Raw genomic sequence first — 13,092 nt, forward strand, 5'->3', positions numbered from 1 at the left:
GAGGCCACCATGCGGCTTTTCAGCGGCAGGGTGGTGGATTTTCCGTCCCTGAATAGCCATTGCAACACAGGCCGAGACGTGGCAGCCCTGTGCGCAAGATCAAAAGGAAATCCAATGAAAAACGCAGAGCAGGTAACCTTCGGGGGTTCGGGCCTTGATCGGGCGGCGCAGTATCGCGGAGATGCGGACAAGCTGACCGAGGCGATGCACAACCCGGCCGCCCGCTGTATCTTGCTGTGGCGTGGAAAACTGCTGGTACAGGGTGAGGGGCTGGACCAGCTTGCCATGATCCCAATGACGCATCCGCTGATCAGCAATGGTCCCGGCGGCGTCATTGAATCCCCGGTGTTTTTGGGTCTGAGCGCTGACAGCGCCCCCGTGTTTGCCGTTGATATTTCCGCATGGACAGCCGAGGGGCTGGATCTGACCAGTCTGGGCGCCTTCGTGGACAAGTCCGAACAACAACACCCGGATTTACCGCAAGGCCACGTGTTTGCCGAACTGCGCCGGATCATGACACGGCTGTCGGCGCGCGACGCGGAACTGGCGGCAACGTCAAAGGCAATAATCGGCTGGCATGAAACGCATCGCTACTGTGCCCGATGTGGTGCCGCCAGCGAGGTGTCGCAGGGGGGATGGCAGCGCAGTTGCCTGTCCTGTGGCGGGCAACACTTTCCGCGCACCGATCCGGTTGTGATCATGTTGATCACGCATGGTGACAGCGTGCTGATGGGCCGGTCTCCGGGCTGGCCTGACGGGATGTTCTCCTTGCTGGCGGGATTTGTTGAGCCCGGCGAAACGCTTGAGGCAGCAGTGCGCCGCGAAGTGATGGAAGAGGCGGGCGTGCCGGTAGGTGCGGTTTCGTACCTGTCCAGCCAGCCCTGGCCGTTCCCGGCCTCATTGATGTTTGGATGTGCGGGTGAGGCGCTGTCACGCGACATCGTGATCGACCCGGTCGAGATAGAAGAGGCGATGTGGGTCAGCAAATCCGAAATGATGCAGGCCTTTGCCGGTGATCATCCTAGGCTATTGCCAGCGCGCAAAGGGGCTATCGCTCATTTTCTGCTTCAGAACTGGCTTGCAGATACTCTGGACTGAGGAAACATTGGCTCAGCAATAAAACAGCAAAGGTCATTATGCAGTTTTCAGCGCGAGAAGATATCGAGGCCCCCATCCAATCGGTGTTCGACATGGTGTCGGATTTTGAACGATTCGAGCGTATGGCAATGCGCCGTGGCATCGATGTGCGCCGTTTGGGCGGTGGCGCGGCGGTGACTGCCGGAACCGAATGGAATACGGAGTTCAAACTGCGCGGAAAGCCGCGTCAGATGTCGGTGGTGATGACGGATTTCGACAGGCCTTCGCAAATGCGATTTGACGCTGCCAGCAAGGGTATCACCGGGTTCACGACCGTGGATTTTCTGGCCCTGTCCCCGCGCCGGACGCGCCTAAGCGTTGAAATGTCACTCGCCGCCAAGTCCCTGCCGGCACGGTTGCTGTTGCAATCCATGAAACTGGGACAATCCAGATTTCGCAAGCAGTTCCAGGTGCGTCTCAGCGAATTCGCACGCGAGTTGGAGCAGAGGCACCTGCATGGCGGGTAAGACACAAGATCGCACAGCAGGTGCGAGGGGATCGGACCACCTGAGTTTCAAATCCGCATCCGCCAGCGATGCCGAAGGGATCGCTGGCGTCCTTCACGATCTGGTCTTGGCTGGCAAGCGGCGCAAAGCCCACGATGTCGATTTTGCCTTAAGGCACTATATTCGCCACCCGGATCAATTGCGGTGTACAATCGCCACGGACCCGAATGGTCACGTGCTTGGTTTCCAATCCCTGAAATATGCGGTCGAAAACAACCCCTACGGCGTGTCAGTGGGGTGGGGCGTGATTGGAACCCATATCCGACCATCAGCCGCCCGGCTTGGGATCGGGCGTGCACTTTTCGCGCACACTCTGGACGCGGCCCTTGCGCATGGTCTCCCTGCTATTGATGCAACAATTGGTGCAGGCAATACCGAAGGTCTGGCCTATTACGAAGCCATGGGTTTCCGGACGTACCGCACACAAGATGGGTCTGTGTCAAAGGTTTACCGGATTAACCGCTAGAGAGCGACCATTCCAGGCGTAGCGGCGCGAAGAGTGAACGGGCCACCGGCATTGCCAAACAGCTTCGAAAAAACGGGCAACAACGAAACAAACCCAAAGGAATGCCGTCGCGAACCGTGATTATCCACGCGGATGTGCTGCCGGATAGACGCCCAGAACCTCGACATTTGTCGTGAAATGCTCAAGCTCGTCCATGGCCAGCTGCACGTTGCGGTCTTCGGGATGCCCGACAATATCCGCGTAAAACTGCGTCGCGGTGAAGGAGCCGTCGACCATATAGCTTTCGAGCTTGGTCATGTTGATCCCGTTGGTGGCAAACCCGCCCATCGCTTTGTAAAGCGCGGCAGGGATGTTGCGCACCTGAAACACAAAGCTGGTGATCATCCCGTGATCGCCCCGGCGGGACAAATCCGTTTCGCGCGACATGACAAGAAAGCGGGTCGTGTTGTCGTCATTATCCTCGATATGGCGGGCCAGAACGTTCAGGTTATAGATCTCACCGGCCAGCTCGCTGGCCAGCGCGGCTGAATGCGGATTGCCTTCCTCGGCCACTTCGCGGGCGGCGCGGGCGTTATCGGGGCTGACGCGGCCGCGAATGCCGTGTTCCTTCAGGAAACCCGCACATTGCGGCAGCAGTACCAGATGCGAATGCGCCTCGGTTATGTCTTCCAGTTTTGCACCCGGCACGGCAAGAAGGTTGATATGAACCCGGACAAAGGCCTCATCGATGATATGCAGCCCGCTGTGGGGTAGCAGCCGGTGAATATCGGCCACCCGCCCATAGGTCGTGTTCTCGACCGGAAGCATTGCCAGATCCGCAGCACCCGAGCGGACCGATTCGATCACATCCTCGAAAGTGCGGCAGGGCAGGGCTTCCATATCTGGCCGAGCGTTGCGGCAGGCCTCATGACTGTAGGCGCCGGGTTCCCCCTGAAAAGCAATGCGATTGGTCATTTGGTCGATTCCATGCAACAAGTTCGCGATTTGGTCGTTTCGTCGCGGTGTCTATACCTTGCCTCTCGCAAGGGGAAGCCTTAGACAGCTGCCCAGACAGCTGAAATGGACTCGCGATCAATGTTCGACACGATGACAGTAACCAAGGCCGCCGCAGGCCTGTTCGGCACATTCCTGGTGCTGCTTCTGGCCAAGTGGGGGGCGGATGTCCTCTATTCTTCCGGTGGCCATGGCTCGGCTGAGGCCGCCTACATTATCGAAACCGAAAGCTCGGGTGAAAGCGCGAACGGCGAAGAAGTGGTCTTTGAAGACCTGCTGGCCGCCGCAGACGTCGAGAGCGGCGCAAAAGTGTTCCGCAAATGCACCGCGTGCCACAAGCTGGAAGACGGTGCAAACGGCACCGGCCCTTACCTGTACGGTGTGGTTAATCGCCCCGTCGCCTCCGCCAACGGCTTCACCGGGTACTCGGCCGGTATGCAGGCGCATGGCGGCAACTGGACACCCGAAGCACTGGATGCTTTCCTGACCAAGCCCGGCAACTATATCTCGGGCACATCGATGAGCTTTGCCGGCCTGAAAAAGCCGCAAGATCGCGCCGACGTGATTGCCTATCTGCAGACAATCGGCAACTGATTGCCTGAGGGATCAGACCCATTCAAAGCCGCTGCCGCAACGCAGCGGCTTTTTTGTCTGAAGAAACCTTCACAAAGTGCTCACGCATTCTAAACTTGAATCTGCACGTGCTGGCACTTTAGCTAGCGGTTACGACATTGACGGTGACAATGACCGAGAGGATGAGCCACATGATTTCCCTGATGCCTGCTGCACGTGATCTTGAGGTAAGGCCATGGGTTGGCATTTTGGGGCTCTGTGCCGCGCTGATTGCTCCGCATACAGCCCAGGCGCTGGATGAGGGGGTCACCCGCAGTCACGGGTATTCGTATTTCGGAAATCTGGATTACCCGGAAGACTATGCGCATCTGAATTATGTGAATCCCGATGCCCCCAAAGGTGGGGAACTTTCGTTAGCAGCGTCGGGAACGTTCGATTCCCTCAACCCCTATTCACGCAAAGGGCGCGCCGGTGCGCTGACCACATTGCAATATGATCGCCTGTTTGAAAGTGCCGAAGACAGTGTCGGGCAGTATTACGGCGTAGTTGCGGAAAGTCTGGAATATGACGAAGGGCGCAATTTCGTCATTTTCCATTTGCGCCCCGAAGCAACTTTTTGGGATGGCACGCCGGTCACGGCGGAAGATGTTGTCTACAGCCACCGTTTGTTCATCGAACAGGGCCTGCCGTCTTATGCGCAGGCCGTTGGCCGTATGGTGACAGGAGCCGAGGCGTTGGATGACCATACCGTAAAATTTACCTTCAACCCCGAAGTCACGCGTCGCAGCCTGATCGAAACCGTCGGCTCAACTCCTGTTTTCTCAAAAGCATGGTTCGAGGCGGATGAGACACGGCGGCTGGATGAACCGCGGCTGGAAGTGGCGGTAGGCTCTGGCCCCTACAAGCTCGACAGCTACGACATCAATCGCCGCATCGTTTACAAACGCCGGGACGATTATTGGGGCAAGGACCTGCCTTTCAATGTCGGGCGCAACAACTTTGATACAATCCGGGTTGAGTATTTCGCCGATCAAACGGCAGCGTTCGAGGGTTTCAAGGCGGGTGAATACACATTCCGGATCGAAAGTGATCCCAAGCTTTGGGCGACCGGGTATGATTTCCCAAAGCTGGATGAAGGCACAGTTATTCGGGATGAGATCGCGGATGGCAGCCCGCCGACACCTTCGGGCTTTGTCTTCAACCTTGGAAAGCCGCAATTTGCCGACAAGAATGTCCGCAAGGCCCTGGCCCTGGCCTTCAATTTCGAATGGACGAACGAGTCATTGTTGTTCGGCCTGAACACGCCGCGGAATTCTTTCACGCAAGGAACCCCGATCGAGGCGCAAGGCCTGCCCGAAGGGGCGGAGCTGGCATTCCTGCAGGCGTTGGGCGACGTTGTTCCAGAAGATGTCCTGACGGAACCCGCTGTTGTGGCGCACGAATCAAACCCTGCACGCCTGAATGACCGAAAGAACCTGCGCAAAGCTGCCAGGATATTGGATGAGGCAGGCTGGTCCGTCGGCGAAGGCAATATTCGTCGCAATGCCGAAGGGCAGACTTTGAAGGTGAATATTCCATATCCTTCAAATCTGCCGACCTCGACTGCAACGATGATCGAAACCTTTGTCCAGAACCTGCAATCCATCGGGGTTGATGCCTCGACCGAGAAAGTGGATCCGGCGCAATACACGTTGCGCAGCCGCGAGCGGGATTATGACATGGTCTATTCCACGCGCTACGGATCGTTCTTGTCTACCGGGGGCGGTCTGAGCCAGATGTACGGATCGGAAGAAGCGGCCTTTAGCCTGTTCAATCCGGCAGGTCTGGCCAGCCCCTTGGTCGACGCGATCATCGAGGCGTCCTTTGAGACTGACAATCAGGCCGATCAGGACACGGCGTTGATGGCTTTGGATCGCGCCTTGCGGTACGAGTTTTTCGTAATCCCTGTGGGGTACATCGCAGAATTCTGGACAGCATATTACGATATGTACGAATACCCGGAAAACCTGCCGCCCTATTCGCTGGGTTATCTGGATCTGTGGTGGATCAATCCGGAAAAACAGGCTGCGTTGAAAGCGAAAGGCGCGCTGCGATAACATGGGCGCCTATATACTAAGACGCTTATTGCTGATCATTCCGACCCTTCTGGGTATTATGATCGTCAACTTCACGCTGGTCCAGTTCGTACCTGGCGGGCCGGTCGAACAGATCATCGCGCAAATCGAAGGTCAGGGTGACGTATTCGCCGGGTTCGCCGGTGGGGGCGACGCCGGAGCGGGTTCCGAACCGGCGGGCGGTGTCTTCGACGACAAATATGTCGGCGCACGCGGCCTTCCGCCCGAGTTTATTGCTGAGCTGGAAAAAGAATTCGGCTTCGACAAGCCCCCGCTTGAACGGTTCCTGATCATGATGGGCAACTATCTGACGTTTGATTTCGGCGAGAGTTATTTCCGCTCGATCAGTGTGATCGACCTGGTGCTAGAAAAGATGCCGGTCTCGATCTCGCTGGGGCTGTGGTCGACCCTGATTGCCTATCTGGTCTCGATCCCGCTGGGTATTCGAAAGGCGGTCAAGGATGGATCGCAATTCGATACCTGGACAAGCGGGGCGATTATTGTGGCCTATGCTATTCCGGGCTTTCTGTTTGCGATCCTGCTGCTGGTGCTTTTTGCTGGCGGGTCATACTGGCAAATCTTCCCGCTGCGCGGCCTGACGTCGGACAATTGGGATAGCCTGAGTTTCTTTGGCAAGATCACGGATTATTTCTGGCACATAGCACTGCCGACGATTGCGCTGACGATATCTGCCTTTGCGACGCTGACCCTGCTGACCAAGAACTCGTTTCTGGATGAGATCAAGAAACAGTATGTCATGACCGCCCGTGCCAAAGGGCTGAGCGAGCGCAAGGTTCTCTATGGTCATGTCTTCCGCAACGCGATGCTGATCGTGATTGCAGGGTTCCCGGCCGTGTTCATCGGGGTGTTTTTTGGCGGGTCGATCATCATCGAGACGATCTTCTCGCTGGATGGTCTGGGCCGATTGGGGTTCGAGGCCGCCGTGGCCCGCGATTACCCGGTGATCTTCGGCACGCTGTTCATCTTCGGTCTGATGGGGCTGGTCGTTGGCATCATCAGCGACCTGATGTATGTGCTGGTCGACCCGCGCATCGATTTCGAAAAGCGGGAGGGGTAAATGGCTTTGTCCCCGCTAAACCAGCGCCGCTGGAGCAACTTCCGCCGCAACAGACGGGCCTTCTGGTCGCTGATCATCTTCGCGGTATTGTTCGGCCTGTCGTTGTTTGCCGAGTTCATCGCCAACGACAAACCCATCCTTGTAAAGTATCGGGGAGAGTACTTTACGCCGGTTTTCAACTTCTATGCCGAAACCGAATTTGGCGGTGATTTCCAGACCGAAGCGATCTATCGCGACCCCGAGGTTCAGTGCCTTATCGACAGCGGTGGATTGGAAGACTGTTTCGACGATCCCGAAGGCATCATCGAACAGATCGACGCCGGTACATTCCAGGCCGAGGGTTTTGAACGCGGCTGGTCGCTCTGGCCGTTGATCCCCTATTCCTTCAATACCTCGGTGGACCGGCCCGGCGCGGCGCCCCTGCCGCCCAACGGCCAGAACCTGCTGGGTACCGATGATACCAAGCGCGACGTGCTGGCCCGCGTGATTTACGGCTTTCGCCTTTCGATCCTGTTCACGCTGCTTGTGACGGGCGCGGCAAGCCTTATCGGGATTTTCGCGGGCGCCATACAAGGGTTCTTTGGTGGGTGGCTGGACCTGATCTTTCAGCGGATCATCGAGATCTGGTCCGCAACCCCGTCGCTTTATGTCATCATCATCATGTTTGCGGTGCTGGGGCGAAGTTTCTGGTTGTTGGTCGCGCTGATGATCCTGTTCAGCTGGACCGGGCTGGTTGGCGTGGTGCGCGCCGAGTTCCTGCGGGCGCGGAACCTTGAATATGTGCGCGCCGCGCGGGCGCTGGGCGTGGGCAACATGACGATCATGTTCCGCCATATGCTGCCCAATGCGATGGTGGCCACGCTGACCTTCATGCCGTTCATCGTCACCGGAACCATCGGCGGGCTGGCTTCGCTGGATTATCTGGGCTTTGGCCTGCCATCCTCGGCCCCCTCGCTGGGAGAGCTGACCTTGCAGGCCAAGCAGAACCTGCAGGCCCCGTGGCTGGCCTTCACCGCCTTCTTCACCTTTGCCATCATGCTGTCGCTGCTGGTCTTCATATTCGAAGGCGTGCGCGATGCGTTTGATCCCAGAAAGACCTTCTCATGAGCTTGCTGGATGTGAAAAACCTCAAGGTCTCGTTCCGTCAGGATGGGCAGATCAACGCGGCGGTCAAAGGCGTGTCCTTCACCGTGGACCGCGGTGAAACCGTCGCGCTGGTGGGTGAATCCGGATCAGGAAAATCCGTGACGGCGTTATCGACCGTTTCCCTGCTGGGCGACAGCGCGTTGGTCGAAGGCTCGGTCACCTATGACGGGCAAGAGATGATTGGCGCCTCGGAACAGCGTCTGATGGATGTGCGGGGCAACGACATCAGCTTTATCTTTCAAGAGCCGATGACATCGCTGAACCCTTTGCACACGATCCAGAAACAGATGGCTGAATCGCTGGCCCTGCATCAGGGTGTGGCTGGTGATGTGGCACGGGACAGGATTGTCGAATTGCTGACCAAGGTCGGTATCCGCGATCCTCAAGACCGGCTGGACAGCTATCCGCATCAGTTGTCGGGCGGTCAGCGGCAGCGGGTGATGATCGCCATGGCCCTTGCCAACAAACCGGACATCCTGATCGCGGATGAGCCGACAACGGCACTGGATGTGACCATTCAGGCGCAGATCCTCGAGCTGCTGGCTGAATTGCAGAAATCGGAAAACATGGGGATGCTGTTTATCACCCATGATCTGGGCATTGTGCGCCGCATCGCCGACCGGGTCTGTGTGATGAAAGACGGCGAGATTGTCGAAACCGGCGTGACGGCCGAGATATTCGAAAACCCGCAGCACCCCTATACCCGCAAACTACTGGCGGCAGAACCGTCGGGTCAGCCTGAACCCGTTGCCTCAGATGCGGAAGAGGTCGCACGCACCGACCACCTTAAGGTCTGGTTCCCGATCCAGCGCGGGTTTCTGAAGCGTACGGTTGGATATGTGAAAGCGGTGAACGACGCGACCCTCAGCGTGCGCGCGGGTGAGACGTTGGGGATTGTTGGCGAAAGCGGGTCGGGCAAGACCACACTGGCACTGGCCATGATGCGGCTGATCGCGTCCGAGGGTGGCATCACCTTTCGCGATCAGGACGTGCGCAAATGGTCCACGCGGGAACTGCGCCGGTTGCGCAAGGACATGCAGATCGTGTTTCAGGACCCGTTTGGCAGCCTCAGCCCGCGGATGACCTGTCAGCAGATCATTGCGGAAGGTCTGGCCATTCACAAAGTCGACCCGGACCGCGCACCGCGTGAACTTGTGGCCGAGGTGATGACCGAAGTGGGGCTTGATCCGGCGACGATGGATCGATACCCGCACGAGTTTTCCGGCGGTCAGCGTCAGCGCATCGCCATTGCCCGCGCGATGGTTTTGCGGCCCAAACTGCTGGTTCTGGACGAGCCGACCAGCGCGCTGGATATGACCGTTCAGGTTCAGATCGTCGATCTGTTGCGCAATCTGCAACAGAAATACGGGCTGGCCTATCTGTTCATCAGCCATGATCTGAAAGTGGTCCGGGCCATGTCGCATAACGTGATTGTCATGCGCAACGGCGATGTGGTCGAAATGGGCGCGGCCGAGGATTTGTTCGAAAATGCCCAGACCGACTATACCCGCGAATTGATCGCAGCGGCGGGCTGAGAACAGCCCGCCCGGTGTCGCGCGTCAGGCGCTGGCCTTTTCCCGCGCCGATGACTGGGGCACAGGCCCGCGCAGTTCCTCGTAGTGATCAAAGCTCAGCTTGACCCACCCGGTCCCGCGCGTGGCGCTGGCAAGGGTTCGGTGCAGCTCGTCCTCGGCAACGGCGGGCAATTGGGCATTGAATATCTCCCAGCCCGTTGCATTCGGGTTGCCCTCAAATCCCAGAACCTGCCCCTGAAGGGTGCTGATCGTTGGTACGAGATCGCCCACAAAAGCCGAGGGCAGGTGTATCTCGGCGCTCAGGATCGGTTGCAGGACGACAGGTTTGGCCTGTGGCAATGCCTCGCGCACCGCGTTCTTGCCTGCGGTCCGGAAGGCATAATCCGAACTGTCCACATTGTGGTGTTTGCCATCGCTCAGGGTCACTTTGACATCAACTACGGGAAAGCCTTCGGGGCCTTGTTCCAATGCGTCCTTGGCTCCGTGTTCCACAGACGGGATGTAGTTCTTGGGAACGGCACCGCCCTTGACCACCTCATCGAACTGGAACCCCGATCCGCGCGGCAAAGGCGCGACCGAAATCACCACATCTGCAAATTGCCCCGCGCCGCCGGACTGTTTGCGATGGCGATGGCGATGCTCAACCGTTGTGCGAATGGTTTCGCGATAGGCGGTTTCCACCTGTTCCGCCTCGATCTCGATCCCGAAATCCTCGGCCAGCTTGGCGGTCACGCGGCGCATATGCTGCGGACCTTGCGAGCCGAGGATCGAATGGCCGCTCATCTCATCCTGTTGCAGGTGCAGGCCCGGATCGATTTCGGCCAGACGGCTCAGGGCGTTTGACAGGCGCACATCGTCCCGCTCATGCGCGGGCGAGACGACCTGACGATGCGCAACCGGATGAGACGACGCCCATTCCGGCAGTTCCGTCGCGGAGGAACTGTCATAAATGTATCCGGGGTTGAGGTGATCGGATTTGACCGCCAGTCCGATCTGCCCGGCCTCCAGCGTGGCGATCTGGGTCTTGGCGTCCAGTGTTGTCAGGTTGCCGACGGTTTCACCGCCCAACGCCTCATGCGCTTTTACCCCGTCCCCAAGGCCGCGCAGAACGATGATCTTTCCGATATGCTTTTTGACATCCGCAAATCCAGCGATGGCACGGGCACTTTCGGCGGCCTCGTCCCGTCCGGCCGCGATATCAAACTCTGGGGCCTCATGACGCAGCGCTTTCATCAGGCGCGTCAGCCCGTTGCCGTGGCTTGCGGCGCCCAGGCAGGCGGGGATCAACTGATGATTCTGTAGAACCTGAGCGGCCAGCTCATAAACCTCATCGCTTGGGGGCTGTTTGTCTTCGATCAGCTGTTCCAGCAGGTGATCATCGAAATCGGAAAGTGTTTCAAGCAACTCGGTCCGGGCTTCCTGCTCGCGATCCTCGACAGATTTGGGCAGCTCTATCAGGGCCGATGGCTGGCCCTCCTGATACTTCCACGCCCGCTCCGAGATCAGATCGACCGCGCCGATGATCGTGTCCCCCTCGCGGATCGGGACCTGACGCAGGGCGATATGGTGCGTGCAATAGGTTTGCAGCGCCGCGATGATGTCGCGGATGCGGCCATTGGGGTTGTCCATGCGGTTGATGAACAGAAAACAGGGAATGCCCGCCTCTTCCACCAACCGAAGATAAGGCGCGCACAGCACGGCGGCATTTGGATCGGGCGGTACCACGATAACGGCAGCGTCCGAGATTGCCATGGCAGGCCCGACATACGCGAGGGAATCGCCACCCCCATCCACGTCGACCGCGCACCAGGGCTCGTCCAGGTAAGAAAAACCGTGCAAGTGCACGGTTCCGGAAACATCGAATGTGGTCGGGCGCCCGTCGAGGCGGCTGATGGCCTCGACCAGGGTAGATTTGCCCGACTGGCTGGGCCCGAGGACGGTGAATACGCGCATGAGTGTTGTCCCTCTTTCAGGTTGCAGAATGGCTGCACGAAAAGGGCCGTCCGACGCAGTTGCGTCAGCTAGGACTGTCTGTAATTTGCCCGCCTCAGGCCGCAGGGCGAAACATCACCCCACAGCTTGAGTGTGGGAAAAACCGCAGGCGTGCGTCAAGCCCCCGATGTGTTTTGTGCTTCACGGGCTGAATGTTGCCCGCAAAAAGAGAGGTCAGATCGCCGAACTGTGCCCGGCTTTGCTGAGGTCGTATGCGTCAAAGCTGCGGGCAACCATCCGGGTCAGCGCGCGCGCCTCGGGGGGAATGAACAGCCCTTCCTCGCTGATTTGCAGCAGCCCGTCGAATGAGGCGTTGGCGGCACGATACATCTCGTTCAGCGCTGCGGCCGAGATATCGTGATCGCGCAGGATTTCAGACGAATCGATCCGGAAATCGCACATCAATGCTTCGATCAGACGGGCGCGCAGAATGTCCTGACCTTTGAACAGGTGCCCGCGGGATGTCGAGAACTGCCCGTTGCGAATGGCCTTGGTATGAGCAGACGTAGCCGGGGCATTCTGCGCATAGCCTTGTGGAAAGCGCGAGATCGAGCTGGCCCCGACACCGATCAGAACATCGGCCTGATCGTCGGTATAACCCTGGAAGTTCCGCTTCAGACGACCCGCGCGCAGGGCATGGGTCAGCCCGTCATCCTGCGTGGCAAAATGGTCAATGCCGATCTCGGCGTAGTTGTCCCACAGGAACAGGCGGCGGGCGGTGTCGAACAGTTCCAGCCGTTGTTCGGGCGTTGGCAGTGCGTCCGACGGGATCAGTTGCTGCCGTTTGGCCATCCACGGCACATGGGCATACCCATAAAGCGCCACGCGATCCGGGCTGAGCGACAAAAGCTTCTGCACGCTTTCCGTCATCCGGGCTTTGGTCTGATGCGGCAGCCCGTAAAGGATGTCCGCGTTCAGGCTGGCAATGCCACGTGCGCGGATCATGTCGATAGCGTCGCGCGTGGTATCGTAGCTTTGAATGCGGCCAATGGTTTTCTGGATTTCATCGTCGAAATCCTGCACCCCGATCGAGGCACGGTTCATGCCTGCCTCTGCCAGCGCATCCAGACGTGCCTCGTCAATCTCGTTCGGATCGATTTCAACCGAGAATTCGGCATCCGGCCCCATGGGGACGATCCCCAGAATGTGCTGTGCCAGATCGCGCATCAGCTGGGCATTCAGCAACGTTGGCGTACCGCCGCCCCAGTGCAGGCGCGACAGAACCACACCCGCGGGCAGGCGCGCCGCCAGCAGGTCCAGCTCGGCTTTCAGAACATCCACATAGGCAATCACCGGATTGTCGGTTTGTGTGCCTTGCGTTCTGCAGGCGCAAAACCAGCACAGCCTGCGGCAGAACGGGACGTGGATATAAAGGGATATGGCGCTGCCGGGTTTGATTCCCGAAATCCAGTCGCCAAACATGTCTGCCCCCACGTCATTGTTGAAATGGGGCGCTGTGGGATAGCTTGTGTAACGCGGTACTTTCGCGTCAAAAAGTCCAAGCTTTGCCAATTGTGGTTTCACTATCATGACGATACCCTTAGGGGGCAGG

General features: G+C 58.5%; 11 protein-coding genes. 8 read left to right on the plus strand and 3 right to left on the minus strand.

The genetic code is table 11. The annotated features are described in order from the left end of the window. Positions 1–114 precede the first annotated feature (114 nt). The 3 genes from nudC to ACR0LL_RS19050 are packed head-to-tail and all read left to right on the plus strand — an operon-like array spanning position 115 to position 2,109. Positions 115–1,098, plus strand: a complete 984-nt coding sequence (gene nudC, locus ACR0LL_RS19040; RefSeq protein WP_480588751.1) for an NAD(+) diphosphatase — start codon at positions 115–117, stop codon at positions 1,096–1,098. Between the two features lie 38 nt (positions 1,099–1,136). Beyond that, positions 1,137–1,604: an SRPBCC family protein gene (locus tag ACR0LL_RS19045; protein WP_267363541.1), complete on the plus strand. Its 468-nt coding sequence runs from the start codon at positions 1,137–1,139 to the stop codon at positions 1,602–1,604. Then, the gene (locus ACR0LL_RS19050) at positions 1,594–2,109 is read left to right on the plus strand and encodes an N-acetyltransferase family protein (protein WP_480588752.1); all 516 of its coding nucleotides are present in this window, start codon (positions 1,594–1,596) and stop codon (positions 2,107–2,109) included. Before ACR0LL_RS19045 ends, ACR0LL_RS19050 begins: the two co-directional genes overlap by 11 nt. A 120-nt stretch (positions 2,110–2,229) precedes the next feature. Here the strand turns inward: ACR0LL_RS19050 and ACR0LL_RS19055 are convergent, their stop codons facing one another. Continuing rightward, entirely contained in the window at positions 2,230–3,063 is an 834-nt protein-coding gene (locus ACR0LL_RS19055; protein WP_267363539.1) for a prephenate dehydratase, read from the minus strand. 120 nt (positions 3,064–3,183) lie between these two features. On the opposite strand from ACR0LL_RS19055, the gene ACR0LL_RS19060 reads away from it, so the two are divergent. From ACR0LL_RS19060 to ACR0LL_RS19080, 5 genes are all read left to right on the plus strand, one after another. Then, positions 3,184–3,696, plus strand: coding sequence for a c-type cytochrome (locus ACR0LL_RS19060; RefSeq protein WP_267363544.1), 513 nt, complete (start codon positions 3,184–3,186; stop codon positions 3,694–3,696). A gap of 170 nt (positions 3,697–3,866) precedes the next feature. Then, on the plus strand, positions 3,867–5,771 hold the full coding sequence (locus ACR0LL_RS19065) for an extracellular solute-binding protein (protein ID WP_480588753.1): 1,905 nt from the start codon (positions 3,867–3,869) through the stop codon (positions 5,769–5,771). A 1-nt stretch (position 5,772) separates the two neighbouring features. Then, positions 5,773–6,867: a microcin C ABC transporter permease YejB gene (locus ACR0LL_RS19070; RefSeq protein WP_209507735.1), complete on the plus strand. Its 1,095-nt coding sequence runs from the start codon at positions 5,773–5,775 to the stop codon at positions 6,865–6,867. Continuing rightward, a complete protein-coding gene (locus ACR0LL_RS19075) occupies positions 6,868–7,974 on the plus strand; it encodes an ABC transporter permease (protein ID WP_267363535.1) in 1,107 nt (368 codons plus the stop codon). Beyond that, positions 7,971–9,548, plus strand: coding sequence for an ABC transporter ATP-binding protein (locus ACR0LL_RS19080; RefSeq protein WP_480588754.1), 1,578 nt, complete (start codon positions 7,971–7,973; stop codon positions 9,546–9,548). The genes ACR0LL_RS19075 and ACR0LL_RS19080 overlap by 4 nt, the downstream gene beginning before the upstream one ends. Before the next feature lie 24 nt (positions 9,549–9,572). On the opposite strand, the gene ACR0LL_RS19085 is transcribed toward ACR0LL_RS19080, so the two are convergent. Then, positions 9,573–11,501, minus strand: coding sequence for an elongation factor G (locus ACR0LL_RS19085; RefSeq protein ID WP_480538849.1), 1,929 nt, complete (start codon positions 11,499–11,501; stop codon positions 9,573–9,575). A gap of 213 nt (positions 11,502–11,714) precedes the next feature. Continuing rightward, on the minus strand, positions 11,715–13,070 hold the full coding sequence (gene hemN, locus ACR0LL_RS19090) for an oxygen-independent coproporphyrinogen III oxidase (protein ID WP_480588755.1): 1,356 nt from the start codon (positions 13,068–13,070) through the stop codon (positions 11,715–11,717). Positions 13,071–13,092: the final 22 nt, after the last annotated feature.

It is taken from the genome of Ruegeria sp. AI2 (assembly GCF_056541275.1).

What these genes read in the sequence shown, in the direction of transcription:
- nudC (WP_480588751.1), top strand. Translation starts at nt 115, where the DNA reads ATGAAAAACGCAGAGCAGGTAACCTTCGGGGGTTCGGGCCTTGATCGG.
- ACR0LL_RS19045 (WP_267363541.1), top strand. Translation starts at nt 1,137, where the DNA reads ATGCAGTTTTCAGCGCGAGAAGATATCGAGGCCCCCATCCAATCGGTG.
- ACR0LL_RS19050 (WP_480588752.1), top strand. Translation starts at nt 1,594, where the DNA reads ATGGCGGGTAAGACACAAGATCGCACAGCAGGTGCGAGGGGATCGGAC.
- ACR0LL_RS19055 (WP_267363539.1), bottom strand. Translation starts at nt 3,063, where the DNA reads ATGACCAATCGCATTGCTTTTCAGGGGGAACCCGGCGCCTACAGTCAT.
- ACR0LL_RS19060 (WP_267363544.1), top strand. Translation starts at nt 3,184, where the DNA reads ATGTTCGACACGATGACAGTAACCAAGGCCGCCGCAGGCCTGTTCGGC.
- ACR0LL_RS19065 (WP_480588753.1), top strand. Translation starts at nt 3,867, where the DNA reads ATGATTTCCCTGATGCCTGCTGCACGTGATCTTGAGGTAAGGCCATGG.
- ACR0LL_RS19070 (WP_209507735.1), top strand. Translation starts at nt 5,773, where the DNA reads ATGGGCGCCTATATACTAAGACGCTTATTGCTGATCATTCCGACCCTT.
- ACR0LL_RS19075 (WP_267363535.1), top strand. Translation starts at nt 6,868, where the DNA reads ATGGCTTTGTCCCCGCTAAACCAGCGCCGCTGGAGCAACTTCCGCCGC.
- ACR0LL_RS19080 (WP_480588754.1), top strand. Translation starts at nt 7,971, where the DNA reads ATGAGCTTGCTGGATGTGAAAAACCTCAAGGTCTCGTTCCGTCAGGAT.
- ACR0LL_RS19085 (WP_480538849.1), bottom strand. Translation starts at nt 11,501, where the DNA reads ATGCGCGTATTCACCGTCCTCGGGCCCAGCCAGTCGGGCAAATCTACC.
- hemN (WP_480588755.1), bottom strand. Translation starts at nt 13,070, where the DNA reads ATGATAGTGAAACCACAATTGGCAAAGCTTGGACTTTTTGACGCGAAA.